Genomic DNA, 25,745 nt, shown 5'->3' on the forward strand with positions numbered 1-25,745 from the left:
ATCTATTCTACTTTAAAATTTCTAAGTATTGTGCTATCTCTTTTTCTTCAGAGAAGACAGTCTGTATTATATTGTTGTTACTGATTGTAGCTTGTTTTTCTTCATCTATATTTTTACAAACTGATAATAATATTTTACTTAAATCTTCAATATCTCTATCTTTGCATAGGTGAAATTTTAATCCTAAGTCCTGAAGTTCTGGGAATGAAGTATTGTCATACGTTAGACATATCAAGTTATTTGCTAAGGCTTCTCTAAATGAGAGGCTTAAACCTTCCCCATAACTTGGGAACATGAAAATATCTGCTTTTTTAAGATATTGGGCTACATTATCTGTAAATCCTACAAACTCTATATTATCTTTATAATCAATATTTTTGTAAAACTTTAAAAATTTTTCTTTATACTCATCATCGTAACCACCGACTATAAATAGCTTGAAGTCTATTTTATTATCAATTAATATTTTACAAGCTAATATCGCATCAGTCTGACCTTTGGCATCTGCAATTCTTCCCGTGTGAACTATATTTATTCCATCGTGCTCTATGTGTTTTGGTTCATTAAATGAAAATGAAGAGTATATCATTTGTGATTTGGAATTTTTGCCAAAAGGAATTATATATTCTACGTTTCGCTCTAAATGTTTTGAAGTTGAAATATGATAGTTTACATTACTATAGATTAGTTTATGAAACCAATCTTTTTTTGGTGTTGATTTTGTAGTGCTGTGTCTGATAATAAGATTGATGTCAAGCCCTAAAAAAGCAAAATATAGAGATTTTAGTTCACTGGCACCAAAAAATACTACATTTTTAATGCCATATTTTTTAATTATTTTTTTAGTAGTGCTTATAATAGATAAGCTAAAAGATCTGGAAAAGTTTATTGTTTCATAAGTAATAATTTGGTCATTTTCGAGTTTATCGTGCATAAAACTGTTTTCTTTAACAATTAAAACAGTTTCCATATGTGGAGCAAGCTTTTTTGAAAAAGATATTGCATCCAGCTCCATACCTCCACGATATGGCGATAAGCAAATGACAGCTGTAGGACTTTTAATTATTTCCAATTATAAGCTCTCAACTCTTCAATATACTCTTTAATAGTTCTAGTTGGTTTCCATCCAAGAGCTTCAGTTTTAGCCGATATTACATCCGCAGTCATTCTGTTACCTTTTCTCTCAGGCAGCATTTGAATCTCACCGTCATACATTTCAGCAATTTCTTTGATGCTGTATGCTTCAGGACTTCCTATGCCAAACTCATCTCCATAGCCATTTTCACCAACTAAAACTAAACCATCTATAATATCGTCGATATGAGTGAAATTTCTTTTCTGAGAACCTGGACTGACTATTGTAAGAGGCTCGCCATTTTTCATCTTCTCTTTAAACAGTGCTATCAGAGTTGCATATTTTCCGGTTTGTATTTCTCTAGATCCATATACATTATAAAAATATGTAATCGCATAAGGAACATTAAACCAAGCTCCATAATTTTGTACAAGTTCAGTGTTTGTAGCTTTTGTCCAAGCGTAAGGGCTAGCACTTCTACCTAACCCACCATCTCCAAACTTTGTACTGCTTCCGGCATAAAGTATTTTACATCCATGTTTTCTGACAAACTCCAGAACTGCAAAAATGCCGTCTTTATTAAATTTCCAAACTTTTTCAATATCATCAAAGCTCTGTTCAACTCTTGAATATTCCCCAAGGTGATAAACCATATCTGGTGCGAAATCAATTAATTTGTCGATGTCTGCTGTTAAACCTTCTATATAAGTTACATTCGCTACATGATTGTCTTTAGAGCCAGTGAAATAGTTGTCCAGTGAATATACATCATTGTTAGAATCGCTTGCCAGTCTTTCACAAAGGTGACTTCCAACAAATCCAGCTCCACCAGTTACTAATATCTTTTTTCTCATATTGCTTTGTACCTATAGATTAATTTAAGAATGGATTTTACACTATACTTGCTGATTTTATGCTGTTATAGACTTCTTCTACAGTTATATTCTTCATACAAATATTGTCTTTGCAGTTTTTCATAACTTCAGTTTTATAGCATGGTGAGCATGGCAAGTTTGCACTTAAAATGTGGACTTTGTTAGTAGGACTTTGGTATGGTCCTGTTTCATATGCTGGTGTTGGGCCAATTAGTGCGAAGATTTCAGTTTCAACTGCAGAAGCCATATGTGCTGTTCCTGTGTCTGTTGCAACTAATCCAGCAGCATTATCTATAACACCAACTAAGTCCGGAAGTGATGTTTTTGCGACTAAATCAACAACATTATTTGGATATGGTTTTAGAAGATTAAAAAAATCATCCTCTGCTTTATTTCCAACAATTACAACTTCTATCTCTTTACTTAATCTTTCTATTAGCTCTATCCAACTACTGTTTTGCCAAGCACGGTAATTTAAGATATTTCTTTTTTGATGTGAGTTGCTTGGGCTGATAATTATGTATTTTTCGTTTAAATTAAACTTCTTTTTTAACTCATCTTGTGGAGTTCCAATAAGTTTTGGAAAGCTTTTGTTAAATATATCTTTACTAACGATATCTTTGAATGATAGTTTTGTAATATCTACCATGTGAACTACATCTTTTGGTATTGTCATATCGCTAAAAAAGTATCCTGTTTTTTTTGTGGCATTGATAGCGTTTACCAAGCTTTTAAACTGTCTGCCACTCTCAAAGTTAATTAGTAAATCGTAAGCTTTTTTTTGTGAGTTTTTTATGATCTCTTTTTTTTGTGAGCTTAGAAAAATAGGTATTTTTTTATGCTTTAAAGGAAAAACTCTATTGACTCTTGAATCTTTATTGAAAAGTGTTCCACTGCCTGGAGTTGAGACAAAATCAATGATAGTATCATTACCAAATTGAAGTTTTAGTGCATCGATTACACTTGTCGCATAGACTAGGTCACCTAAAGCCCCACAGCGGATAATTAATACAGACTTTACTGACATATAGAGTTTGCCTTGAGTTAATTTTTGTAATTATAACAAGTTTAATTTCTAATGAGTATAGTTAGTGTAAAATACGGCTATTACTTCATGGAGATATATTTGAAAAAAGTTTTAAAAAGATTCTTCCCATACATAAAAGAGTACAAATTACAATATTTTCTAGTTCTGATTGGAATAATTCTTACCGTTAGTGCAACTGCCGCTACTGCTCATATTATGAAACCACTTATGGATGACATGTTTATTGATAGAAAAGAAGAGATGCTGCTTCTAATTCCTATAGGACTTATTGGCATCTACTTTTTAAAAGCCATTGGCCGTTATGTACAATCAGTATATATGAACTATATTGGGCTTCATATAGTTACTCGTTTTAGAGAGGTACTTCTTGAGAAGATGATAAGTCTTGACATGGGTTTTTTATATATGAACAGAAGTGGTGAACTGATTTCACGTGTTACAAATGATATTAACAGAATTCAATATTTTGTATCAAATATGCTACCAGAACTTTTTCGTGAATCATTAACTGTAGTTGCTCTTATTATATATATTATATACCTGAATCCAATGCTGGCTCTTTACTCGCTTGTTGTAGTGCCTTTGGTCATTTACCCACTTATTTTAATAGCTAAAAAGTTGAAAAAATACTCTCACCGCTCACAAGCAAAAAATGCTGACGTTGTAACAAGGCTGACTGAGGTCTTTAACAACAGTGAAATCATTAAAGCAAATGCAACAGAAAAGTTTGAACTAGATCGTTTTAATGTGCAAAACTGGCAGTTTTTCAAGATAAATATGAAATCGGTTTATGTTGGTGAGATAGTTTCTCCTATGATGGAGATAATTGGAGCGGCTGGACTTGCGGCAGTCATTTTTGTAGGCGGTAGAGAAGTTTACAATGAAAATATGACAGTTGGTGAATTTACAGCATTCTTGACTGCTGTTGGACTTGTTTTTCAACCAATTCGCCGCATCGGTTCAATATATTCAAAAATCCAAGATGCAGTGGCTGCTAGTGAGAGAGTTTTTGAAATAATTGATACAAAAAGTAAAATAAAAGATGGTCAAGAGCTTTTAGAAGATGATATAAAAGAGATAGAGTTTAAAAACGTAGCCCTTAAATATGAAAACACATATGCGCTCAATGACATAAATATCTCAATAAAGCAAGGTGAAAATATTGCTCTTGTCGGAGACAGTGGAGGAGGAAAGAGTACCTTTATAAACATGCTTCTTCGTTTTTATGATCCAGATGCAGGTAGTGTTTTGGTAAATAAAAAAGACATAAAAAGCTATACTAATGACTCTTTAAAGCATCATATTTCGTTGGTAACTCAAAGAATTTATATTTTTCAAGACTCGCTAGCAGCAAATGTTGCTTATGGACAGGAAATAGATGTAAATAGAGTAGAATATGCTTTAGAGTTAGCAGATGCTTCTGCTTTTGTAGCGTCACTTAGTGATGGTATAGATACTATGATGGAAGAGTTTGGATCTAATCTCTCAGGCGGTCAGCGTCAAAGAGTTGCAATTGCAAGAGCAATTTATAAACATTCTTCTCTTTTACTTTTTGATGAAGCAACATCTGCACTTGACAATGAAAGTGAAAAAAGAATTCAAGCTTCTTTGGATAAGTACACAAAAGATAAGATAACTATCACTATAGCCCATAGATTAAGTACAATCGAGCATGCTGATAAGATTTTAGTAATGCAAAAAGGCAAAATAGTTGCATCTGGAAATCATACTGAACTTTTAGCTACTTCAGAGGTTTACAAAAGATTAGCCGGAGAGTTTGAAAAATAGATTTAATAGGTTTATTAGTAAAGTTTAGAGATAATCGCGGTAATTAATTACATATGGATTATACAGATGTTAGATTTTTCAAAATTTTTAAAGTATTCAAAACCAGGACCTCGTTATACAAGTTACCCAACTGCGCTAGAATTTAGTGACGCTTATGGATATGATGAATATATCCAAAAGCTAGAGTCACAAGACTCTTCTCGCCCTATTAGCCTATATTTTCACCTTCCTTTTTGCAAAAATGCTTGTTACTTCTGTGGCTGTAATGTTGTATTTACTTCTAAAGAAGATAAAATGCTTCGTTATATGGACTATTTAAAAAGAGAGTTGGTAATACTTTCAAAGCATGTAGATTGCAATCGTGAAGTTCTTCAAATGCACTTTGGTGGCGGTACACCAACATTCTTTAGTGCCGCACAACTTAAAGAAATAATCGCAGAGATTAAATCATACTTTCCAAACTTCCGCGCAGATGCTGAGATTAGTTGTGAGATAGATCCTCGCCACATAGATGAAGATCAGATGCGTGTTATGAGTGAAGCCGGTTTTAATCGCGTGAGTTTTGGTATTCAAGACTTTAACGAAAAAGTACAAATTGCAGTACACCGTGTACAACCTTATGCTATAACAAAATATGCAATGGACTTAGCTAGAAAATATAATATGATATCAGTAAATGTAGATCTGATTTACGGACTTCCATTTCAAAGTCTAGAAACATTTAAAGAGACCCTTGCTCTTTCTCTTACGTTAAATCCGGATAGATTTGCTGTATTTAATTATGCGCATGTTCCTTGGCTTAAAAAGACGATGAGAAAGATAGATGAAACTACTCTTCCATTGCCTGATGAGAAACTTCAGATTATGCAATACACTATAGACTTTTTAACTTCTCATGGTTACAAGATGATTGGAATGGATCACTTTGCAAAACCAGAAGATGAACTATTTAAAGCTATTAGCAAGGGTGAACTGCATAGAAACTTCCAAGGTTACACTACAAAAGGTGGAGCTGACTTAATCGGAGTAGGGCTTACTTCTATTGGGGAGGGTGTTGACTCTTATAACCAAAATTTTAAAGTTATGGGTGAATACGAAGAAGCTATAGATGCTGGAAAACTTCCGTTTGAACGTGGTATTGTTCTTAACGAAGATGATCAGATCAGACAATATGTGATTATGGAGTTGATGAGTAATTTTAAACTTGACATAAAAAGATTTGAAAAACTTTTTAACATAGAGTTTAAGACATATTTTGCAGATGCAATAGAAGCACTTAAGCCTTTTGCAGAAGATGAACTTTTAACTATGGATGAAAATATTATAGAATGTAGTGAAACAGGAACACTTCTTATACGCAATATTGCGATGCCGTTTGACGCGTATATGAAAAAACATGCTTCAAGCTCAAAAGCATTCTCAAAAACGGTGTAGTAATGAGCAAGACGCCTCAAGAGATTTTTGATTATGCTAATATCACTGATGACTGTGTTAAGTGTGGAAAGTGTATACCCGTTTGTACTATACATAATGTAAATGCCGATGAGGTTACATCCCCTCGTGGTTTTTTAGACCTTCTTGGTGCTTACCAAAGAGGAAAACTAGACTTAGATAAAAATGTAAAAGACATCTTTGAGAGCTGTTTTTTATGTACTAACTGTGTAGATGTCTGTCCTAAGTCTCTTCCTACAGATATGGTAATAGAGCAAGTTCGTTCTGATATTTCTAAAAAGTTTGGTATAGCTTGGTATAAAAAAGCCTTTTTCCTGTTGCTTCGTCATCGTTGGATGAATGATCTTGCTTTTAAACTTGGCTGGGTATTTCAGACTTGTGGATTTAAGATTAAAGCCGACATAGATTCCATGAACTCACGCTTTTCTATTCCTATGTTAAAAGCGGATAGACTGCTTCCAAGTCTCAGAAAAACATCATTTTTAAATACATATCCTGAAAATATTAATAATGGCGGGAAAAGAAAAGTAGCTATTTTTATAGGTTGTTTAGGTAACTACAACTACAAGGATGTTGGAACTGGTCTCTTAGAAATATTGGGTCACTTAGAGATAGATGCATTTCTTGCAAAAGACCAAAAGTGCTGTTCAGCTCCTGCATATTTTACTGGTGACTTTGATACGGTTGATTACAATGCAAAGTTCAATATTGAGTACTTTGAGAGTTTTTCAAAAGATGTAGAGGCAATAATAGTTCCTGAAGCTACTTGTTCTGCGATGCTTAAAATCGACTATGAACATTATTTTCATGACCAGCCTGAGTGGAAAGCTAGAGCAGCTGCTATAAAGGGTAAAATCTTTATGGCTACGGAGTGGCTGCAGCATCATACACACTTAGAAACGCTTCTTGCATCTAAGAAAAAGGACACAAGAATCGTAACTTATCATGATCCATGCCATGCTAAGAAGATGCAAGGTATTCATGCTGAACCAAGAAACTTAATCAGTAAAAACTACAATATAGTAGAGATGAGTGATCCAAATGTTTGTTGTGGTTTTGGTGGTGTAACTATGCAGAGTGAAAAGTATCACTTTGCAAAAGCTGCAGGTGTTCCAAAAGCTGCAATGATTAAAAATACACATGCAGATGTTGTTAGTGCAGAGTGTAGTGCATGTAGAATGCAGATAAATGCGTCTATGAGTTATGCAGAAGTTGAGACTGTATTTAAAAACCCGATAGAGCTTATAGCAGAAGCATTAAGAAAATAGATGACAGCTTGGAATCATATATATGACACCTTCGATCCTGTAGCTTTTCATATAATCTCATTTCCAGTTCATTGGTATGGGATTATGTATGTTCTGGCGCTTGTGAGTGCTTTGTACATCGGTAAGTACTTTATTAAAAGAGATAAGCTTGACTTTAAAAGTAAAGAACTTGATAACTATTTTATCTATGTAGAGATAGGTGTTATACTTGGAGCTAGACTTGGTTACATCCTGTTTTACGACACAGAGACACTCTACTACTTATCTCATCCTTGGCAGATATTTAACCCTTTTCAAAATGGTGAATTTGTAGGAATTCGAGGCATGAGTTATCATGGTGCTATCTTTGGTTTTCTTATAAGTACATATCTATACTCCAGAAAACACAAAGTTGCCTTTGGTGGGATAATGGATTTAGTTGCTATAAGTGTACCGCTTGCTTTTGTCTTTGGTCGCATTGGTAACTTTTTAAATCAAGAACTTATAGGCCGTGAAACAGATGTTAGTTGGGGGATCTTAGTAGATGGCGTTCTACGTCATCCTTCACAACTTTATGAAGCAATTTTAGAAGGTTTTGGTGTTTTTATAGTTGTGTATGCTTATCGAAAATACCAAAGATTTAGCGGAGAGCTTATTTTAGTTTATGCTATTAGTTATGGTATATTTAGAGCTATTGCTGAGATTTACCGTGCTCCTGATGTACAAATTGGTTATGTGTGTTGCAACATGATAACTCAAGGTCAAGTTATGAGTCTGGCTATGAGTTTAGTTGGAGTAATAGCTTGGGTTTATTATGAGAGACTAGCAAAAACAAAAGGTCTTAAGAAAAACTCTTAAGACTTTCTATCTTTACGATGAAGTTTTTTATCTCTCTCAACTGAGCCTCTCCAGAAATGATTAACCAACCAGTATCCAGTTAGTGAACCAACAACAGAGTAAAAAAGTGTTCCTGTATAAAGATCAATAAAAATATCATCAAGATTCTCACTAAACCATGCCAGTGTCATCTCAACTTCTAAAGGCTTACTTCCTAAAAAGAATGAACCTGTTAAATACTCCATATAGTACATAGGCGGCATTGTAAAAGGATTACTCAGCCAACACATTGCAAGACCTATAGGCACGTTAAACTTAAAAAATGGCATCATAGCAAGTACCAGCAGCATCTGCATAGGCATCGGTATAAAAGCGATAAACAAGCCTATAAGAACCGCTTTAGAAACCATCTTCCTGTTTGTTGATAGGTACTCAGGCGGCACTTTGTATTTTTTGATAAATTCTTTTAGTTTTTCACTTTTACTAATTTTTTTGAGATTCTTTCTAACCATAGGTACCACTTATTATTTTATTGCAATGATTATATCTTTATGCAACTTACATTTTAAATAATATCTTAGAGTTTACTCTATATTTTCACTCGGTTCACCAAAGTAGTAGCCTTGAGCAAAATCAACATCGAGCTCTACAACTTTGTCAAAAATATTTTTAGAGTAAACGAACTCTGCTACTGTCTGAATGTTCATCTTTTTTGCAAAGTCAACTATTGTTTGTGTAATAAGTTGAGAGTTTTTATTTGTATCTATATTTTTTATCATTGAACCATCTATTTTGATGTAGTCCACTTTTAGCTTCATAAGGTATTCGAAGTTGGAGTATCCAGTTCCAAAGTCATCTATAGATACTCTGGCATCATACTTTTTAACTTCATTAATAAATTCGATTACTTCATGGAAGTTCTCTATACCCTCGGACTCTATAATCTCGAAAATAACTCTTCCGCCCATTTGAGAATTGCGTAGTTTTTCCAGTATAAAGTTGTAGATATCTCTATTTAATATATCTTCAACAGAAATGTTTATTGACACAAGATATGAAACATCTCTGAATTTTTCAAATGTTTTATCTATCATTATTTTTGTAAGTTGATGATATAGTTTATTTCTTTTGGCAAGTTCTAAAAAGTGAATAGGTGCTATGTAAGTATTGTCTTCATCAACGATTCTCATGAGAGACTCATACTTAACAATCTTTTGTGTTTTAGCATCTACTATTGGTTGAAATAGAGGTACTATTCTATTCTCATCTATTGCCTTTTTTAGGCGTTTTGTCCAGCTAAAGTTCTTTTCATACTCTTTTGCCATTGCCATAGATTCATTATAAAGCAGGTAGTGTTTTCTGTTTTTCTTAGCTACTACTAGAGCTGTATCTGCATTTACAAGAAGCATCTCTGTGCCGTAAGCCATGCCAATAGTTGCACTTAGGTTCACTTCACTTTTTGCGTCTATTTTAAAGCTCTCTTGGGAAATTCTTTCACTTATTAAAGAAGCAAAGATTAAAAATTCTTTTAGATCTATCCCTTTTTGACATAGATAAGCAAACTCATCTGAATGAAGTCTGTATAGTGCTCCCTCACTCGGTATGTTCTTGTGCAAAAATGTAGCAAATTCTTTTAAGAGTTTGTCTCCAGCCTCATCACCGTATAAATCATTTATTTCTTGAAAAGAATCAATATTTATTATCATCAGAAAAGAGTTGAGTCGTAATTCAAGTTTCTCTGTTAATCTTCTTCTGTTTTGAAGACCTGTTAAGTTGTCAAAGTAAAATTGATGCTCTATAGAATCAAGCATAGTATTGAAAACATCTTTTATAGCATCTATCTCTTCTATGTTGTCATTTACTTCTACGCGCTTTGTCATATCATGAGAGCTTGTAATATTTTTAATTACATTTGAGAAATTTTTAATTGGTTTTATTAAGTACCTGTCAAGCTCTATAAAAATTGCTAAGAATATTACCAATGAAAATACAGCGATGAATAGAATAAAAAAGTTTATCATTTCATTTAGAGATACTTTTAACTCATTTACAGGGTATGAGATATCTATAACACCTAATGTGTCACCGGTTTTTGCATTAGTGTGACAATTTAAACAAGCATCTTTGGCTACTACAGGATAATAATAGTTTATGAAGTCCAAATTAGAAATATTAAGAGACTCCTGACCCTTCATTGCCTTTTTAATTGTTAAAATTGATTCTCTAGCTATTTTATCCTTTTCAATGTCCCCATATAGACTAGCAACAATACTACTTCTATAGACATTTATTTTCATATTCTTATCTACTGTGTTCAATCTATCGATAATCTCATTGAGGTCATCTTTACTCCAACCTCTTTGCATAGCAGAATAAAGTGCCTCAAACACAAGCATGCTAGTCTTTTTAGCATCTATATGTGCTAAAGTGGATATCGCATTTTTTTTCATATATTCGCTGTAGATGTATGCAGAAAGGAGCGTAAAAAAAAGGGTAATTATTATGATTTTAGCTGTTATTTTTGTATAAGTGGTTTTTTGAGCCTTCAACTAAAAGTCCTTTAAATGTATTAGTAATATTTGTGATAGAATAATACTATAATAGAATAAAATATCTATTGTACTCAGGTACAATAGATATTTTTTTATCAATTCCCCTTATTCTTTTAATAATATGCTAAAATTCGATTTATATTTTAATAAGGTTGTTTATTTATGTCATTTGAAAAACTAGGGCTAATCAAGCCATTGCTTGGAGCTATTAAAGAGTTAGGTTATGAACATCCAACGCTTATACAAAAAAGAGCTATTCCTTTAGTCTTGGCAAAGAGCGATATATTCGCTACTGCTCAGACAGGAACAGGCAAAACAGCAGCTTTTGCTCTTCCGATTTTACAAAAACTCAGAAACACTACTGCCGATGAAAACAGAACAATCAGAGCTGTGATTTTATCACCTACACGTGAGCTTTCTATCCAGATACATGAAGATGTGAAAAACTACTCAAAACATATGAGTTTGACTAGTGCAATTCTAGTTGGTGGAAAAGATATTGAGGCTCAACAACGTATGCTAAAAACTGGCATCGATATTGTCATAGGAACTCCTGGACGTTTTATGGAGCTTATGGACAAAGGCTTGGATATTACAAATATAGAAGTTTTTGTAGTTGATGAAGCAGATAGAATGCTAGATATGGGTTTTTCAAAAGAGATAAGAAGAATTCATCTTCAACTGCCGCGTAGACATCAAACTCTTCTATTTTCAGCTACTTACAGTGACAAAGTTAGAAAACTATCAAAGCAGATACTTACAAAACCTGCATTCATAGAAACTGCTAAGAAGAATACAACAGTAGACACTATAAATCAAGTTGCATACATGGTTGATACGGATAGAAAAGCTGAGCTTTTAGCTTATCTTATCGGTTCAAGAAACTTTCCTCAGGTTTTAGTCTTTACAAAAACAAAAGTTAGTGCAGATGCACTTTTTATTGAACTTAAAAAAGATGGTTTGAAATGTGGAATTATTCATGGAGATAAAACACAAGCTAACAGACAAAAAACTCTTACTCAGTTCAAAGAGGGACAAATCAGAGTTCTTGTAGCAACAGATATAGCATCTAGAGGTTTAGATATTGAAGAACTTCCATATGTTATTAACTATGAACTTCCATCAATTCCTGAAGATTATGTTCACAGAGTTGGAAGAACAGGTAGAGCAGGAAGAGATGGTCAGGCTATTTCACTTTTAGATGTATATGATAAGTATAATATCAAAGATGTAGAGAGACTCATCGGTCAAAAAATTCCACAGGAAGTTGTTGAAGGATTTGAACCTGATCCTACTATCAGAAGAAAAGATGAAGATGAAGTAAAGTTAAAAAGTGAACATAAAAGAGTAGAGAATAAAAGACCTACAAAAAAATCTGAAAAAATACCTGCAAAAAAACCTTTTGTAAAACCGGTTTCAAAGAAAAAACGAAAAACTACTAAGAGAGATGCTAAGTAATTAGTATCTTTTAAAGAATAGAGATAGTGTTTCTACCGCTATCTTTTGCCTTATAAAGAGCTTTATCAACTCTGCTAAAGAGTGATTCCTCATCATCTTCGTCTTCATAGTGAGTCACTCCAAAACTACAAGTTATATTATTAACAACTTCAAATGAATGAGATTCTATTAACTGTCTAAACATCTCAGCTCTTGCTGATGAACTCACTTTATTTGATTTTGGCATAAGTATAATAAACTCTTCACCACCCCATCTGGCAAATATATCAGAATCTCTAATCTGGGTTTTTATTAGATTTGATAGTGAAACCAAGATCCTATCTCCAACATCATGACCATGGTTGTCATTGACATGTTTAAAGTGGTCAATATCAAATAAGATTATAGCTAGTGAAGTTTCATTTATTTTAGAATTTTTTATCTCAAATGATAGTAGTTCATCAAACTTCTTTCTGTTATATATCTTTGTTAGGTGGTCTTTTGTAGAAATCTCATAAAGCTCTTTAGCTTCTTTTTTAGCAGTGAAAATAGTTTCGTTGAATGTTTCTAAGACACCTTTGAAGTTTGTATCAAAAACATAACTTATATTTTCATAGAGTTCTTCGTTCATCTCATGTTTTTGAAAGATATCTTTTATGATTGCTTTTCTGAAGTTTATGCATATCATGAAAAGTTCAGAAGAAGAGATGTTTTTTTCTTTTAAGTACTCTAGGAGTTTAGTTATTACGGGACAGTCACCAATCTTTTGAGTTCCATGAACTACATCGATAAAGTAATTTAGTACAGGGTGTGCATAGTTATGTTTAAACATATCAATATCAACACCATGAAAGTTAAGTATTTCTTGAACGTCAGCATCCGATAACCAAATGTTTACGATGTCTTTCCTTGAATTATCAATAACACTAATATTGTTTTTTAGTTCTCTTATCTTGTTAAAGTCCAAAACATAGTCTCCTTTGTACTTGTATTGTCTCTATCCTAGCATAAGTTTTGTAATTTGTTGTTTAAAGTGATATTAAAAAATGTGATATCACTACTATTCATCAAATAAACGGTGATAAAGTAAACCATAACTAATATATGTCATTGGTATAGTCCAAATTAGACCGATGCCAAGAGGTAAGGCACTGATTATAATGATAATGCCACTAAGAAGAGATAATCCAAAGAACTTAAACCACTGCTCAGTCACAGTTTTACGAGATAGCTCCATAGCTTCCCAAACACCAAGTCCCTTGTCTACTATAAGTGTATAAACAAAAGCGTAAGAGACAGCAAGATAGATGCCGGGAATGATAAGAAGCACAAAACCAATAGTAAGAATTAGTGTCATCGCAATGTAAGCTAACATTATCGGAATAATCATCCCAAAGTAATCAAAGATAGATGGAATACTCAACTCTTCTTCTCTTGCACGTTTTACTCCAAGAAGCATGATTCCGATTAAGATAGGAAGAGTAAAGAGCATCTCTACGGTTGAAGAAGCATAAGCATTTGCAAGTGATTCACTGTTTGGAAATATAAACTCTACAAGTGATTTTACAAATAGAGCGATTAGAGCATATATTATTATTGAGCCAACAAAAGTAAGTTTGACTCCCTCTGTACGACGAAAGCCCTCTTTTAAAACACCGGTTATGGAGAAATCGTAAGTCATATCAAGCCTTTTTTGATATTATACCAATTATGTTTAAAGATTATAAATTAGAAATTTTATATCAAGATGGATATCTTGTCTGCATCAACAAACCAAGTGGACTTCTTGTCCATAAGTCTATGATAGATAGGCATGAGATATATTTTGCTATGAAGATGCTGCGTGATCAGATAGGGCAGTGGGTATATCCTATTCACAGGTTGGATAAACCGACATCAGGTGTTTTACTTTTCGCACTTGACAAAGAGACGGCAAAACTTATGTCAGAGCAGTTTAAAGAGCACACAACTAAAAAAACATATATCTGTGTAGTACGCGGATATACAGAGGTCTTTGGACTTATAGACCATGCTCTAAAAGAGAAACTAGATAAGATAGCAGACAAGGACGCCAAAGAAGAGAAAGAGGCTCAGGAAGCTGCAACTGAGTATGAAAGGCTTGATACAGTAGAACTTGATTTTGCAGTAGGGCGATATGATAAGACTAGATACTCTCTTGTAAAAGTAAAACCCAAAACAGGGCGAAAGCATCAGATACGAAGACATATGAAACATATCTCGCATCATATCTTGGGTGATACGAAGTATGGGAGGGGGGAGCATAATGTATTTGTAAGAGAAGAGTTTGATTGTCATAGACTCTTACTTCATGCTCTGTCTTTGGAGTTTAAGCATCCATATACTTATGAGACACTACTGATAGATGCAGGAATGGATGATACTTTTAACTCTATTCTTGGTTCATTTTTCCCACAGCACACGACACAAAACTCTTTGCTTTAAGTCCAGTTGCTCTAAAAGTTCCAAGTATTTCATCATCCATCGGATAACCTAGACCTCTCATCTTTTTGCGAAATAGCTTTTCATGTTCTTCATCTTTTATCTCAAGGGTAACTACTCTAGGTTCTTGTTCTAAGTCTACTTCTACCTCACCAAACTCTTCTTTTAGAGACTGCATAACCGTATTTGCACATCCAGCACATTTTATGTTTAGTGCTTTAAAACTTTTTTTCATTTGTTGTCCTTTTGCATTTTTTTTGGATGCTCTACTTTGCCATCATATATTACACTGCACCCTTTAGGCATAATTATGCTTGAAGTTGATTTTATAAGAGATGAACTCTCGGAAATTATGTCTGAAGTTATAGAAACCTTTTTATCTGTTCTGAGAACTTTTTGCGCTCCAAACGAAGCTACATCATCAATCGTCTTCGTACCAAAATCAAGAATTTTTTTGCCAGTATTTAAAATCGCAGATGGCACATGTTCTACAATATTAACGAGGGTTGAAGTAGTCTGAGCTATTTTTGGGTTTTTAATATTCCCTCTTAAGCCCTGAGTGATTATCGCACAGCCATTTCTGTCTACTATACTTACTTTTAGAGAGTTTATATCACCATTTTGTTGTAAGTTTCCTAAAGAAACGATGAGAAATTTGTTAGTACTCAGAGCTACATCATCAAGGCTTACATTTTTATCTTTTAGTGAGACATTAAACTGCAGATGCTCTATGTTTGTCTGACTTTTGTTTGCATCTGAAAAGTTAGAGATGATAGATTTAGACATGTTTATGACATCCAATCCCATAGCGTCATTAAATGTGGATATTTTTTCATCTACATTTATCCCGTTTAAAATAACAGAACTGAGAGCCAAGTCAGTTTTTGCTGTTTTCTCCTTAATCTCATAGGTAGCATCTCCATTTAAAGTACCACTCTCTAAAACACCGTCTTTTGCGATTAAGTTGGCTACTTTTGTTATATCTACTTCTTTTAGTTTTACCAAGAGATCACTCTTGTTTAGATTGACTTTGATCTCTCCGCCTAGAGAATTTGTTGTGATATTGAGAGCATCTGTATATTTGCCGTCTATTCTCATAGGACCGTGAAAAGTATTTTTCATTAAGGCTCTGTACTTATAGAGGTCTTGTATATCTACTAAAAAGTCACTTTTAACCTGTTCTTCCTCATAAGAAAAAGAGTGTATAACAATCTTGTCTTTTCTATTTATAAATGTAGCATTTGACTTATATGGAGGCGTTAGCTCTATCTTTGCACCTAGCGTTATGGGGATATGTTCTTTTTTATAGTGCATAACAAAAGTATCTTTTAGTGTTACTAGCTTGGGTGTGTAGTGCCCGCTAACATCTAGTGATAGTGAGTTCTCTATTCTTCCTAGTTTAAAATTTCTGCGTAGTTCTTCACTCTTTATCTTGAAGTCTATATCTTTTAAATTTCCCTCAGCTGTGATGTCAACAAGTCCGTAAATTATTTTTGGTTTATTAAGTGCAGATGCTAGTTCATGAAGGTTCAGATCATGCGTGTAAAATTTAAAATGTTCACCCTCAAGTGTCAGAAGTGTCTGCGAAGAAAAACTTGAACTATGCGCATGAAGCTTTAAATGGTTTTTGTAGCTTAGCTTTCCACCTACATCAAAAGACTTTTTCTCGATAGGCACAGATGCTTTGAAATCTGACGCTAGTAGTTTTGATTTTATGTTGTAAGAACCATTCGCCTCTGCGTGAATGTTACGTTTTTTTACTTTAGCATCTGTCTTTATGGAGAAATTTACTTTTTCAAAATCACCGTTTGCATCTAGGTCTATCAGCCCTGTAGCATGAGGTTCTTGGGATGTAAACTTTAAAAGTTCTTTGATGTCTATATTCTTCATAGTGATATTAAATTTATTATCTTTTAGATTAAAAGTTGTTTTACCCTTGAAGTCACTGCTTTTTGCATTTAATTTTAAAACATCTTTGAACTCAACATCACCGTTAAACGAAAAAAGCTTTTTCATAAAAGCCGCGTTTAGTCTGTAAGAAGTAGTTAGTTTTTTATCTCTGTACTTCAAGTCAGGAACTGATAGTTTTATCTTTTCTATCCTCTGTTTGTCCGCTACAATCCAAGGAGAGCTAAAAAGGAAATCGGTATCGAGTGTTTTTGTATTTAGCTTTCCTTTTAGGTTTAGATATCCACGTGCATGAGGTTTTTGTTCTGTGGCTTTTAAGACCTTTGATAGATGCAAATTCTTAGCGTTATAGTAGAGCATATCTTTTTTGTAAGTAGCATCCAGATGCCCGCCAAATGATGAAGTGTGTAGTGATGTTTCTAGAGTTTTAGCGTCTATCTTCAATCTATCTATATCTATCTTTACATTTTTAAAAGCGATGTTAGTAGATGCTGTAATGTTTCCGTCTTTGAGAGTTCCATTGGCATCTAGACTTGTTTTGTAAAAGTTTGCTGGTTTAAAAGAAGAGACTATTTTATATCTCTCTTTTTCATAGTTGATTTTTAGGTCTACATCTTTTATATGTGTACCTGAGATATTTATACCCTCACTACGCAAATCAAGTGAGATATTTGAAAGTGAGATGTTGGCATCTGTGTAGAGATTAAAGTCGAAATCTACTACTGCATCTGCTTTTACTTCTTTGCCGTTTTGTTCTTGAAGAGTTTTTAGATTTAGCGACTTTGCATCTACACCGACATACCAGCTCTCTTTGAGCTGTTTAACCATTACTTTTGCATCTGCTCCGTAAAGAGATGCTTCACCCTCTATGATAAGCTTCTTATCATAGCTGATATCTGCAGTAGCTTCACTGTGACCTTTTAGGGGATGGTAAGTCTTGAATGCATCTATGTCACCGCTGTAGTAAGCTCGAATTTTTAGTGGAGAGATGCTGATGATATTTGCACTGATACTATTGTCTGACTCATAGATGTAAGCATCTGCTCTTAGTGGAATAATGCTAATGGAAGTGACTTTTACTTTTTGTTCGAGAAGCTCAGAAGCGTAGTCCTCTATAAAGTGAGAAGTAACAGGCTTAAAAAGAAAAAGTATAGTGATAGTAATAATGCCGAATATATACTTTATCACTTTACTCATCCTCTTTTTTTAAACATTTTACTACATTGAACCTTGTCAATGTTTAATTTATACTCTTTATGTATAATCGCACTATATATTCACAGGAGAAATCATGGAAGCAATCTATCCATACGCAAACATCATTCATTTGATTTTAGCAATCATCTTTTTAGGTTATGTCTTTAGTGACTTGGCGGTTATCTCAACGCTTAAAAACAAGTTTGAAAAAGAGACACAGCAAAAGATAAACCAGACTCTTGGAAAAAGAAGTTTTAAGATATTCCCACTAACACTTCTGTTTCTTGTTTTAACAGGCGGTATGATGATGTCAAAGTACCTTAACTCAAATGCAGGTTTCTTCGAGACTGATTTGCAAAAGATTTTAGTATTTAAAATCGCTTTAGTTCTTATCATAGTAGCCGGAGTTGGTTCTAACCTTTATGTGAAGTTTACAAAGGGCAAAAAGAGCAACTTTATGGAAAATCACTTTCATAAACTTGTAATAGTTCTAGGACTATTCATAGTGATAGCTGCTAAGTGGATGTTTTTAGTTTAACCCACAGATGCTAGAGTACTTATACCCGCTTTACAGACCACCCGCAGAAGCTGACAATATAATCATTCAGGCTACTTACGGGTGTAGTTACAACAACTGCACCTTTTGTTCGATGTACAAAACAAAGAGCTTTGAAGTAAGAATCATAGAAGATGTCTTTAGAGATGTCGATACTCTCGCACACTCATATCCAGATGCCAGAAAAGTTTTTCTAGCTGATGGAGATGCTCTCTCACTAGAAACTGAGTATCTTATAAGACTTCTTAAATATCTCAAACAATCATTCTCAAAACTTGGACGTGTCTCTCTCTATGCATCTGCTCAAAACATACTGAACAAATCAAGCCAAGAGCTAGAGATGCTAAAAGAAAACGGTCTAAGTCTTATCTACTACGGAGTAGAGACGGGCAGTGAGACAGTTCTAAAAAAGATTACCAAGGGTGTAAACCAAAGCGAGATTATCGAGTCGCTAAACAAAGCCTCAGATGCAGGCATAAAAATATCTGCCACAGTCATCCTCGGCATTGGTGGAACGAAATACACTGACGAGCATATAAGTGAGAGTGCAAAGGTTATAAACGCCACTAGAGTTAATTACCTATCAACTCTGCAACTAGGACTTGAAGATGACTCAAAAGAAAAGTTCTACAAACACTTCAGTGACTTTGAAATGCTAGACGATACAGAGCTACTACAAGAGCAAAAAAAGTTTCTACAACTCCTAAACCCAACTAACAAAATCATCTTCCGCTCAAACCACGCATCTAACGCCTTGCATCTAGCAGGAAACCTACCAAGAGAGAAGGGTAGACTCATAGAAGAACTAGACAATGCGCTGAGTATTGGTAAGATGGCTTTTGTTCCGATGATTTTTAGAGGGTTTTAAGTTATGGTACTTTTTGTCCACGGTGCTTGATTAAAATAGTAGTTAATCTTTGGAGTATTTGGTTCTGTGCTTTTATAATACCTTTATATAAATGCATACCTATACGTGGAAACAGCTTTTCTATTTTTTTCATATTATTATTGTGTATGGCAAGGAGTATAGTTTTTTCTGTAGCTACGATTTCTATACCGGGTGATTTTTTTGTTGATACATTATATACACCAACTGGGTAGCGTTTGTATGAACCAAGCCTAACTACCTTGTCTTCTTCTGTATTATAGACATAGTAATCTACATTACCTTCATAGATAGTAGCGATATAATCAAATGGTTCATCTACTGAAAATATAATTTCATCTTTTTCAAATTCAAGTACCTCAATAAATGATATTAAGCTTCTTAGTTCACTCGGTGATAGTTTATTGTATATAGGAAATTCTTGGAGTATAGTTTCTAAGTCCATTGAGTTCTCCATTTATAAATTTAAGTGCAATAAATTATATCTTATTTTTTAAGTGCAGAAATTGAAATTAAATATATTTAATAGTTGGTGCTCTATTGAGGAAATTGTTCTTCATACGTTTCAAGGTTTTTAAAAGATATCAAAAAACTAGTGTGTAAAAAGCTTTTATTTACTTATGTGATATAATCTAAAATAACCGAAATACATTGATGAAACAGGGAATTATAGATGAAAAAATTAATCTTAGTAATATGTTTATTGTTTAGTGTAAATGTGTATGCAGACTTAGTTGATGATGGGATTTTAGCTACAAAACAATTTAATTATAAAAAAGCCGAAAAACTATATTCTAAATCTTGTGATAAAGGTGAAGGAGAAGGGTGCTTTTATTTAGCTCGGCTTAATTACAATGGGTTTGGAGTAAAAGAAGATAACACTAAAGCTTTTGAACTATGGAATAAAGCCTGCGAAGCTGGATATTTGAGAGGATGCCTATCACTAGGAATTGTGTTTGAATATGGTGGAGGTATGGAGATAGACCACAAGAAAGCTATGCAATACTATACTAAAGCATGTGATGGTGGAGATACTAATTCATGTATCAATTTGGGAAGCATGTATTATCAAGGAAAATCTGTAGACAAAGATTTTGAAAAAGCTGTTAATTATTTTAAGAAAACTTGCGACTTGGGAGATTCTACTGGATGTGTATTTGCAGCAGATGTCTACATGAGTGCAACAGATGAAACTAAAAATAGAGATGCTGCTAAAGAACTATATTCAAAAGGCTGTTATTTAGGAAATATCTATGGATGTGCAAGATCTAAATAAGATGTTAATTTTAAGTTTTGATTGTTTGTTTTTGAAGGGTTCTACAAAATGAAATGGTGTCAGAGGGGGGACTCGAACCCCCGACCCCCGGCTTATGAGGCTAATGTAATGAAAATAGTGTTCCATCAACAACCTATACCAAGAGGCTTATAAAGAAAAATGACGAGCCTACTTTAGTGCCTTCTTTATACAATTGTTAGACTAGAACGACTCAATTTCAAAGGCATAAGCTGCAAGGCACACCGTAAATTTATGCCGAAATTCTAGATATATATCTAAATAATTAGTTATAAACACTCTGATTTAAAGTTTAAATACACCTATTTTATTACCCAGACATAAAGCTGTCAATTAGCAATCTTATACTTCTTTTATAAAATTAGAGGAGTTTGAGATGAGACGAAGAAAAATAGTTACAACATCCCTAGAAGAGTTTGATAAAACAGAACTTGTGGAAAAAGAATTAGTAGGTAAAATTTCTCTATGGATGTTAAGAATAATTATAAAACTTGGAGGTAGTAAAGAGTTTCTTGATAAGGACAATCGTTTCAATAAAGATTCTATTGCATGCTTTTTGGATGTTGGTCAATATACAGAGATGGATAGTGATGACTTTAAAAGAAGTGAAGTTCTCGCAATACTGAAAAAGAATCTTATTAAACTAGAAAAAAGAAAACGAGTTACAAGTTCTAAACTTCTCACAAAAAATATAAAACAGATCTCAAAGCTTATGAATTTAAACATTTATGAAGAGCAGATTCTGGAATTTAAAGTTTTACAAAATCAATATGAGATTTTAGATGAAACTGCTGACTTACTTGGTAATACTTTAAATTCATCACAAACAAAAAAAGTATTAAGTGTTATCTTGAATATACCTATAAAAAACATAAATGAAGCATTTAAATCAACCTCCAAATTGAGCAGGTCATCTATCGTATCAGTGGAATGTCCCCTATTTAATAGACAATATCATATCTGATATTTCTTCCTTGAGTACCTTCAATCTGATGTAAACAACCTAATTTCACAAGCTCTTGTATATCTCTTTTTGCTGTTGCCAAAGATGTTTTGGTCATTGCAACATATTTTTTTGTAGTAAGCCCGCCTTGAAATTCTCCTTCGTTATACTCTAATAACTTGCTCAGCACTTTTAATTGGCGCTGATTTAAAGTAATTTGACGCACCTTATCCCAAAACTTTGTTTTTTGTATAACTCTGTTGATTGCATCAAGTGTCTCTTGAAGTGAGTCGTTAAATCTATCTAAATACCATGATACCCAAGCTGTACAATCTAAATCTGGATTGTCTATCAAGTTTTGAGACATCTCTAGTTTGTCATAATAATTTTTACGATCCTTTGCTATTGCACTAGAGATAGAAAAATATTTATATTCTATCCCAAAATCTTTTGAGATTATGTAATCACTTATGATTCTTGCCATTCTGCCATTGCCGTCATCATAAGGGTGAGTAGTTACAAACCATAAATGTGCTATCGCGCTTTTAATATAGATATCGTCATCGCTTGTATTAATATACTTCAACAAAGCATCCATATCATTATCTATTCTCTTAGCAGGCACTCCTACGAAATGTACTTTTTCTTTGCCAATTACGCCTGAGACAATTTGCATGTCATCATAATCACGAAACACTCCCAGTTTGATTTTAGTAAAACGGCTTGGAGTTTGGGAAAGAAGTGAAATATGCCATTTATGTAAACGCTCTAATTCTAGTGGCGTTGTGTTGAGTATGGTATCCATTAAAATATCCGCGAGAGAGTCAGTGTGATGGGTAGACTTGTCATATACTTTGTCAAATGTTGCATCTAGTTTTTTTCTTATTGAAGATCTTACACTCTCTCTTTGAAGATGTTCCCCCTCTATTGCAGAAGTGGAAACAATCTCGCTTGTAAAAAGATCTATCTTAATGTTGGTTTGAGTATCTTTATCAAGAAGCGTGATTAATGCTTTTACTTGACCTATACTCTGAGATATTTGTGTGATTTTAGGAAGAAGTTCACGAAGGTTATAATGAAATTTTGGATAATAGGGATGTTGCCAAATCCATAGTTGTTTCTTTTGCATTTTTACCTCATGAGCTGATTAGTTTTCTAATCGTATCATTATATGAGCTACTTGTCAATTATAAATAGCTCATATTTTAGATAGTTCCAAATGTTACTATATATGGAACTAACCTAAAAACTTCTTCAACACCCTAACGGTATCTCCTAGTATGGCTATGTGGAAGATTGCGAATTTATTGGGAAATGACCTCTTAAAAAAGAGGTTGTTGAGAGAGTTGTATTATTTTATAAAACACGATATATGGTAACTTCTATTGCTTAGCATCCAACAAATGAGAATTAATCTCTGCTTTACAAACTACTATATAACTATCCTCTTTTCTTTCATACCAATCAAATGCTTTTACTTTTTGCTGCCCTCTAGTACTCCAGTAGACAGATGTTTCGGTGCCTTTATCAGTTGCAATATTTACTTGTGGTGAAGTCCTCGAAGGTATAAAAAATGGAAACAACTCATCTTGAAAAGAGTATTTGTTGTTTTCATCCCTATCTATAAGTTCCCACTTAAGACTTCCAACATTAATATTTCCACAAGCTTTATTTATCTCTTTACTTTGTGCTTTTGTATATTTTTTATTCATATCCACATAATAGAACTTTTTCCATTTTTGCGAATAAAAAATATTTTTGTTATTAAGTAGTTCTTTCCATTGTGGTATAACCTTTTCAAATCTATCTATATTCTTTTTTAATTTATTACTAGCTACTCTTGACGATGTTTGAGATTCAAATTTATTTACTTCTTTTAAGATGTCATTTAATCTTTCCAATGCATTATCAACACTGTTTACATCCTTAGATATACTAATTCCATCTGCCTTTAATAATAAATCAGCTAAATACAGCAGATTATTTTTATCTTCATCACTCAATATCCCAGTTGCTTTATCTTTAAAAAAGCCCATTATTCCAGTTTTTTTAGAATCTTGCCATTTTTTTATAGCTGTTCTAGAATCAAATGTATTTAAATTACCATCTATTTTGTATGAATAAAATCCTAGTAATTCTAGTATTGACTGAAGTTTTTTTGCTTCAAGTTTTTCTTTATCTTCAATTGAAATATTTTTACCTCCATTTGACATGAGTGCATTCGCCGCTGCACTTGACATAAAACCACTTAAAAAACCAGCCTCTAAACCACTTGATAAAATAGCTATTAATAACCCAGCAATTAAACTTTTTCTTAACATAACAGAACCTTTTATATTTAATTAAAATATTTTATTGTATTTATTCTTAAAAGTTGATTTATGATATGCGAATACATAATATCGCTAAATTAAAACCTCATAAACTCTATATTCTCTAGGTTTTGGAGTAAATAAAGCTGTTATCAATTTTGCTCCACAAGGTACAGTTTATGAATATACCAACTTATAACTCTATTGCATAATAGTTTGGAATACCGGAGTTCTTATTAACTCCTGGATTATAAAAAATAGTGTTTCTAATTTTATCTACAGTTTCAATTGGTCTATGCATTTGACCACAAAGAATAACCCCTTTGGACTTATAATGTTGTTTTTAAGAGCATTATATAGCTCTGTATCTCCCCAATCATCGTTATCTGTATTTGTGGAAGTTTTTGTATAAGCTGGTGGAACGTGTGTGATTAAAACATCACACTCATCATATTCAAAATATCCATCAGCACCTATGTAAGGGTAGCAACCAAACTTTATGTTCCCAATTACCTTGATAAAGTTATCAGCATAATAATTTAAAGTATCAATTTTGCTTAACCAATCTTCATTATCAAATTCTTCTATATCATGATTACCACTACATACAAAAAGTGGCTTATTGAACTTTTTTATCCATGATGTTATCCATTCAATCTGTACTATAAGTGTTTCATCTTTTGAATCTTCTAGAAAATCTCCGCTAATACAAAATATATCAAAATTATTCTCTTGTTCCGCTATCCATTCAAACCATTTTTTATTAAAATGTAGATCAGTGGTGTGTAATATTTTCAATACTTTGCCTGAAATATTTTGTAATGCATATCATATTGGAATAAAACATTACTTTCATTTAAATTAAAAGCTTCTATTATTAATTTTTTAGCTTCACTTGAGTTAATAATATTATCGTTGGAATAAACAATATATCGTAAATTTTCAACGTCATATATTACTCTACCTCTTGGAATATCTTCATATTCATAAAGATAAAAATCTTTGTTCTGTAAAGATATTTCATCCCATATTTGATAGTGTGCAAAATCGCTGTCTATAAAGTTGTTAATAACTTTTACGGTATCTATACTTATGCATTTTAAATATATTTCTTGTTTATATATCCAAAATACTCCTACCATTTATACCGACCTTCATATCCTTCTATGATCTTTTTATTTTCTAAATATTCTACATCAACATCAAGCCATGTTTTATTGAGGTGTAAGTCAGTAGTATCTAATAGCCTCATATTTTCATACTACTTTTTTGAAAATAATATTGCAACACTACTCCAAGCCCACATGGAATCATTACTTGCTTCTGTAGGATGAAACATATCTGTCATATATTTATATTGTAGTTCATCTATCCCATATCTACAGTTTTTAATTAAATCTAGAGTCATTTTTTCAACATCTTGTTGTGTTATTGATGGTTTTTGAAATTCTGAGATAAATGCAATAATTCCATACTCAATTACTTCATCTTTGAGTAGCTGCTTAATTCGTGTTATATCAAGCATTACTTTTTCTTGGTTCTTAACAGAGTTTTTAACTTCAATAATTGCTAAAGGATTTTTATTTTTCAAGTATATGGCAATATCCGCTCTACCACCTTTTCTACTATAATCCTCTATTTCTTTAGGTGCTTTTTTCCCAACTGCTTCATATAAGTCCTTAATATGCTCTTCAACATAGACAGAGCCTATATCTTCACTGTCGCCAATAGTTTCAGCTATATATGTAGTTAATACATATTCTGCTCCATTACTAACTCCCTCTTCATCATTTGTCCATTTTAGGTGTTTCTTTTGAGCTTTATTCAAACCTTTTATTGTAGCTTCCAATATTGTTTCTCTACTAATTTTTGCCATCT

At 33.0% G+C, this 25,745-nt stretch carries 25 protein-coding genes; 10 read left to right on the forward strand and 15 right to left on the reverse strand.

Annotated elements, in window-relative coordinates; all coding sequences use genetic code 11:
* Window positions 1–7: 7 nt before the first annotated feature.
* From SMGD1_RS09870 to SMGD1_RS09880, 3 genes are read right to left on the reverse strand one after another with little or no spacing between them, the layout of a single operon-like run.
* The gene (locus SMGD1_RS09870) at window positions 8–1,015 is read right to left on the reverse strand and encodes a glycosyltransferase (protein WP_008335079.1); all 1,008 of its coding nucleotides are present in this window, start codon (window positions 1,013–1,015) and stop codon (window positions 8–10) included.
* Between the two features lie 47 nt (window positions 1,016–1,062).
* On the reverse strand, window positions 1,063–1,929 hold the full coding sequence (locus tag SMGD1_RS09875; protein ID WP_008335157.1) for an NAD-dependent epimerase/dehydratase family protein: 867 nt from the start codon (window positions 1,927–1,929) through the stop codon (window positions 1,063–1,065).
* Between the two features lie 37 nt (window positions 1,930–1,966).
* Window positions 1,967–2,977, reverse strand: a complete 1,011-nt coding sequence (locus SMGD1_RS09880) for a glycosyltransferase family 9 protein (RefSeq protein WP_008335728.1) — start codon at window positions 2,975–2,977, stop codon at window positions 1,967–1,969.
* 87 nt (window positions 2,978–3,064) lie between these two features.
* Here SMGD1_RS09880 and SMGD1_RS09885 point away from each other — a divergent pair, with 87 nt between their 5' ends.
* The 4 genes from SMGD1_RS09885 (at window position 3,065) to lgt (ending at window position 8,343) form a co-directional block, all read left to right on the forward strand.
* Window positions 3,065–4,786, forward strand: a complete 1,722-nt coding sequence (locus SMGD1_RS09885) for an ABC transporter ATP-binding protein (RefSeq protein WP_008335512.1) — start codon at window positions 3,065–3,067, stop codon at window positions 4,784–4,786.
* A 66-nt stretch (window positions 4,787–4,852) separates the two neighbouring features.
* The gene (gene hemN, locus SMGD1_RS09890; protein ID WP_008336729.1) at window positions 4,853–6,220 is read left to right on the forward strand and encodes an oxygen-independent coproporphyrinogen III oxidase; all 1,368 of its coding nucleotides are present in this window, start codon (window positions 4,853–4,855) and stop codon (window positions 6,218–6,220) included.
* Window positions 6,221–6,222: 2 nt separating this feature from the next.
* Window positions 6,223–7,506, forward strand: a complete 1,284-nt coding sequence (locus tag SMGD1_RS09895; RefSeq protein ID WP_008336865.1) for a (Fe-S)-binding protein — start codon at window positions 6,223–6,225, stop codon at window positions 7,504–7,506.
* Window positions 7,507–8,343, forward strand: a complete 837-nt coding sequence (lgt, locus tag SMGD1_RS09900; protein ID WP_008341255.1) for a prolipoprotein diacylglyceryl transferase — start codon at window positions 7,507–7,509, stop codon at window positions 8,341–8,343.
* On the opposite strand, the gene SMGD1_RS09905 is transcribed toward lgt, so the two are convergent.
* Window positions 8,340–8,834, reverse strand: coding sequence for a DUF2062 domain-containing protein (locus tag SMGD1_RS09905; RefSeq protein ID WP_008336609.1), 495 nt, complete (start codon window positions 8,832–8,834; stop codon window positions 8,340–8,342). The genes lgt and SMGD1_RS09905 overlap by 4 nt on opposite strands.
* A gap of 72 nt (window positions 8,835–8,906) precedes the next feature.
* A complete protein-coding gene (locus SMGD1_RS09910; RefSeq protein ID WP_241761469.1) occupies window positions 8,907–10,772 on the reverse strand; it encodes a GGDEF domain-containing phosphodiesterase in 1,866 nt (621 codons plus the stop codon).
* A gap of 264 nt (window positions 10,773–11,036) precedes the next feature.
* Between SMGD1_RS09910 and SMGD1_RS09915 the strand changes: the two genes are divergently transcribed.
* Complete coding sequence (locus tag SMGD1_RS09915; RefSeq protein WP_008335589.1) at window positions 11,037–12,332, forward strand: DEAD/DEAH box helicase; 1,296 nt, start codon at window positions 11,037–11,039, stop codon at window positions 12,330–12,332.
* Window positions 12,333–12,342: 10 nt separating this feature from the next.
* Here the strand turns inward: SMGD1_RS09915 and SMGD1_RS09920 are convergent, their stop codons facing one another.
* Window positions 12,343–13,278 (reverse strand): GGDEF domain-containing protein, encoded by a 936-nt coding sequence (locus SMGD1_RS09920; RefSeq protein ID WP_008334952.1) that lies wholly within the window; start codon window positions 13,276–13,278, stop codon window positions 12,343–12,345.
* Window positions 13,279–13,371: 93 nt separating this feature from the next.
* Window positions 13,372–13,992: a DUF975 family protein gene (locus SMGD1_RS09925; protein ID WP_008335276.1), complete on the reverse strand. Its 621-nt coding sequence runs from the start codon at window positions 13,990–13,992 to the stop codon at window positions 13,372–13,374.
* A gap of 29 nt (window positions 13,993–14,021) precedes the next feature.
* On the opposite strand from SMGD1_RS09925, the gene truC reads away from it, so the two are divergent.
* On the forward strand, window positions 14,022–14,774 hold the full coding sequence (gene truC / locus SMGD1_RS09930; protein ID WP_008336713.1) for a tRNA pseudouridine(65) synthase TruC: 753 nt from the start codon (window positions 14,022–14,024) through the stop codon (window positions 14,772–14,774).
* Here the strand turns inward: truC and SMGD1_RS09935 are convergent.
* Together SMGD1_RS09935 and SMGD1_RS09940 are read right to left on the reverse strand one after the other, a co-directional pair.
* Complete coding sequence (locus SMGD1_RS09935; protein WP_008341258.1) at window positions 14,722–15,006, reverse strand: heavy-metal-associated domain-containing protein; 285 nt, start codon at window positions 15,004–15,006, stop codon at window positions 14,722–14,724. The two genes, truC and SMGD1_RS09935, sit on opposite strands and share 53 nt — an antisense overlap.
* Complete coding sequence (locus SMGD1_RS09940; protein ID WP_008335457.1) at window positions 15,003–17,867, reverse strand: hypothetical protein; 2,865 nt, start codon at window positions 17,865–17,867, stop codon at window positions 15,003–15,005. The genes SMGD1_RS09935 and SMGD1_RS09940 overlap by 4 nt, the downstream gene beginning before the upstream one ends.
* A gap of 103 nt (window positions 17,868–17,970) precedes the next feature.
* On the opposite strand from SMGD1_RS09940, the gene SMGD1_RS09945 reads away from it, so the two are divergent.
* Window positions 17,971–18,414, forward strand: a complete 444-nt coding sequence (locus SMGD1_RS09945; RefSeq protein WP_008336441.1) for a membrane protein — start codon at window positions 17,971–17,973, stop codon at window positions 18,412–18,414.
* Between the two features lie 7 nt (window positions 18,415–18,421).
* Window positions 18,422–19,300 (forward strand): radical SAM protein, encoded by an 879-nt coding sequence (locus SMGD1_RS09950; protein WP_081444041.1) that lies wholly within the window; start codon window positions 18,422–18,424, stop codon window positions 19,298–19,300.
* Window position 19,301: 1 nt separating this feature from the next.
* On the opposite strand, the gene SMGD1_RS09955 is transcribed toward SMGD1_RS09950, so the two are convergent.
* A complete protein-coding gene (locus SMGD1_RS09955; protein WP_008335265.1) occupies window positions 19,302–19,763 on the reverse strand; it encodes a cyclic nucleotide-binding domain-containing protein in 462 nt (153 codons plus the stop codon).
* A 228-nt stretch (window positions 19,764–19,991) separates the two neighbouring features.
* Here SMGD1_RS09955 and SMGD1_RS09960 point away from each other — a divergent pair, with 228 nt between their 5' ends.
* A complete protein-coding gene (locus SMGD1_RS09960; RefSeq protein ID WP_008336715.1) occupies window positions 19,992–20,594 on the forward strand; it encodes a tetratricopeptide repeat protein in 603 nt (200 codons plus the stop codon).
* Between the two features lie 394 nt (window positions 20,595–20,988).
* Window positions 20,989–21,576 carry a hypothetical protein gene (locus tag SMGD1_RS09965; RefSeq protein ID WP_008335395.1) on the forward strand — a complete coding sequence of 196 codons (588 nt, stop codon included), beginning with the start codon at window positions 20,989–20,991 and terminating at the stop codon, window positions 21,574–21,576.
* Here the strand turns inward: SMGD1_RS09965 and SMGD1_RS09970 are convergent.
* From SMGD1_RS09970 to SMGD1_RS09990, 5 genes are all read right to left on the reverse strand, one after another.
* Window positions 21,554–22,684 (reverse strand): Fic family protein, encoded by a 1,131-nt coding sequence (locus SMGD1_RS09970; RefSeq protein ID WP_008336108.1) that lies wholly within the window; start codon window positions 22,682–22,684, stop codon window positions 21,554–21,556. The two genes, SMGD1_RS09965 and SMGD1_RS09970, sit on opposite strands and share 23 nt — an antisense overlap.
* 253 nt (window positions 22,685–22,937) lie before the next feature.
* Window positions 22,938–23,876 (reverse strand): peptidoglycan-binding domain-containing protein, encoded by a 939-nt coding sequence (locus SMGD1_RS09975; RefSeq protein ID WP_008335847.1) that lies wholly within the window; start codon window positions 23,874–23,876, stop codon window positions 22,938–22,940.
* Between the two features lie 267 nt (window positions 23,877–24,143).
* Window positions 24,144–24,665 (reverse strand): metallophosphoesterase family protein, encoded by a 522-nt coding sequence (locus SMGD1_RS09980; protein ID WP_008335439.1) that lies wholly within the window; start codon window positions 24,663–24,665, stop codon window positions 24,144–24,146.
* Window positions 24,662–25,009, reverse strand: coding sequence for a hypothetical protein (locus tag SMGD1_RS14485; protein WP_008341259.1), 348 nt, complete (start codon window positions 25,007–25,009; stop codon window positions 24,662–24,664). The genes SMGD1_RS09980 and SMGD1_RS14485 overlap by 4 nt, the downstream gene beginning before the upstream one ends.
* Before the next feature lie 119 nt (window positions 25,010–25,128).
* A complete protein-coding gene (locus SMGD1_RS09990) occupies window positions 25,129–25,743 on the reverse strand; it encodes a hypothetical protein (protein ID WP_008336610.1) in 615 nt (204 codons plus the stop codon).
* Window positions 25,744–25,745: the final 2 nt, after the last annotated feature.

Origin of the sequence: Sulfurimonas gotlandica GD1 (genome assembly GCF_000242915.1) — a bacterium.
Taxonomy (GTDB): domain Bacteria; phylum Campylobacterota; class Campylobacteria; order Campylobacterales; family Sulfurimonadaceae; genus Sulfurimonas; species Sulfurimonas gotlandica.

What these genes read in the sequence shown, in the direction of transcription:
- SMGD1_RS09870 (WP_008335079.1), bottom strand. Translation starts at nt 1,015, where the DNA reads ATGGAGCTGGATGCAATATCTTTTTCAAAAAAGCTTGCTCCACATATG.
- SMGD1_RS09875 (WP_008335157.1), bottom strand. Translation starts at nt 1,929, where the DNA reads ATGAGAAAAAAGATATTAGTAACTGGTGGAGCTGGATTTGTTGGAAGT.
- SMGD1_RS09880 (WP_008335728.1), bottom strand. Translation starts at nt 2,977, where the DNA reads ATGTCAGTAAAGTCTGTATTAATTATCCGCTGTGGGGCTTTAGGTGAC.
- SMGD1_RS09885 (WP_008335512.1), top strand. Translation starts at nt 3,065, where the DNA reads ATGGAGATATATTTGAAAAAAGTTTTAAAAAGATTCTTCCCATACATA.
- hemN (WP_008336729.1), top strand. Translation starts at nt 4,853, where the DNA reads ATGTTAGATTTTTCAAAATTTTTAAAGTATTCAAAACCAGGACCTCGT.
- SMGD1_RS09895 (WP_008336865.1), top strand. Translation starts at nt 6,223, where the DNA reads ATGAGCAAGACGCCTCAAGAGATTTTTGATTATGCTAATATCACTGAT.
- lgt (WP_008341255.1), top strand. Translation starts at nt 7,507, where the DNA reads ATGACAGCTTGGAATCATATATATGACACCTTCGATCCTGTAGCTTTT.
- SMGD1_RS09905 (WP_008336609.1), bottom strand. Translation starts at nt 8,834, where the DNA reads ATGGTTAGAAAGAATCTCAAAAAAATTAGTAAAAGTGAAAAACTAAAA.
- SMGD1_RS09910 (WP_241761469.1), bottom strand. Translation starts at nt 10,772, where the DNA reads ATGAAAAAAAATGCGATATCCACTTTAGCACATATAGATGCTAAAAAG.
- SMGD1_RS09915 (WP_008335589.1), top strand. Translation starts at nt 11,037, where the DNA reads ATGTCATTTGAAAAACTAGGGCTAATCAAGCCATTGCTTGGAGCTATT.
- SMGD1_RS09925 (WP_008335276.1), bottom strand. Translation starts at nt 13,992, where the DNA reads ATGACTTACGATTTCTCCATAACCGGTGTTTTAAAAGAGGGCTTTCGT.
- truC (WP_008336713.1), top strand. Translation starts at nt 14,022, where the DNA reads ATGTTTAAAGATTATAAATTAGAAATTTTATATCAAGATGGATATCTT.
- SMGD1_RS09935 (WP_008341258.1), bottom strand. Translation starts at nt 15,006, where the DNA reads ATGAAAAAAAGTTTTAAAGCACTAAACATAAAATGTGCTGGATGTGCA.
- SMGD1_RS09945 (WP_008336441.1), top strand. Translation starts at nt 17,971, where the DNA reads ATGGAAGCAATCTATCCATACGCAAACATCATTCATTTGATTTTAGCA.
- SMGD1_RS09950 (WP_081444041.1), top strand. Translation starts at nt 18,422, where the DNA reads ATGCTAGAGTACTTATACCCGCTTTACAGACCACCCGCAGAAGCTGAC.
- SMGD1_RS09955 (WP_008335265.1), bottom strand. Translation starts at nt 19,763, where the DNA reads ATGGACTTAGAAACTATACTCCAAGAATTTCCTATATACAATAAACTA.
- SMGD1_RS09960 (WP_008336715.1), top strand. Translation starts at nt 19,992, where the DNA reads ATGAAAAAATTAATCTTAGTAATATGTTTATTGTTTAGTGTAAATGTG.
- SMGD1_RS09965 (WP_008335395.1), top strand. Translation starts at nt 20,989, where the DNA reads ATGAGACGAAGAAAAATAGTTACAACATCCCTAGAAGAGTTTGATAAA.
- SMGD1_RS09970 (WP_008336108.1), bottom strand. Translation starts at nt 22,684, where the DNA reads ATGCAAAAGAAACAACTATGGATTTGGCAACATCCCTATTATCCAAAA.
- SMGD1_RS09975 (WP_008335847.1), bottom strand. Translation starts at nt 23,876, where the DNA reads ATGTTAAGAAAAAGTTTAATTGCTGGGTTATTAATAGCTATTTTATCA.
- SMGD1_RS14485 (WP_008341259.1), bottom strand. Translation starts at nt 25,009, where the DNA reads ATGGTAGGAGTATTTTGGATATATAAACAAGAAATATATTTAAAATGC.
- SMGD1_RS09990 (WP_008336610.1), bottom strand. Translation starts at nt 25,743, where the DNA reads ATGGCAAAAATTAGTAGAGAAACAATATTGGAAGCTACAATAAAAGGT.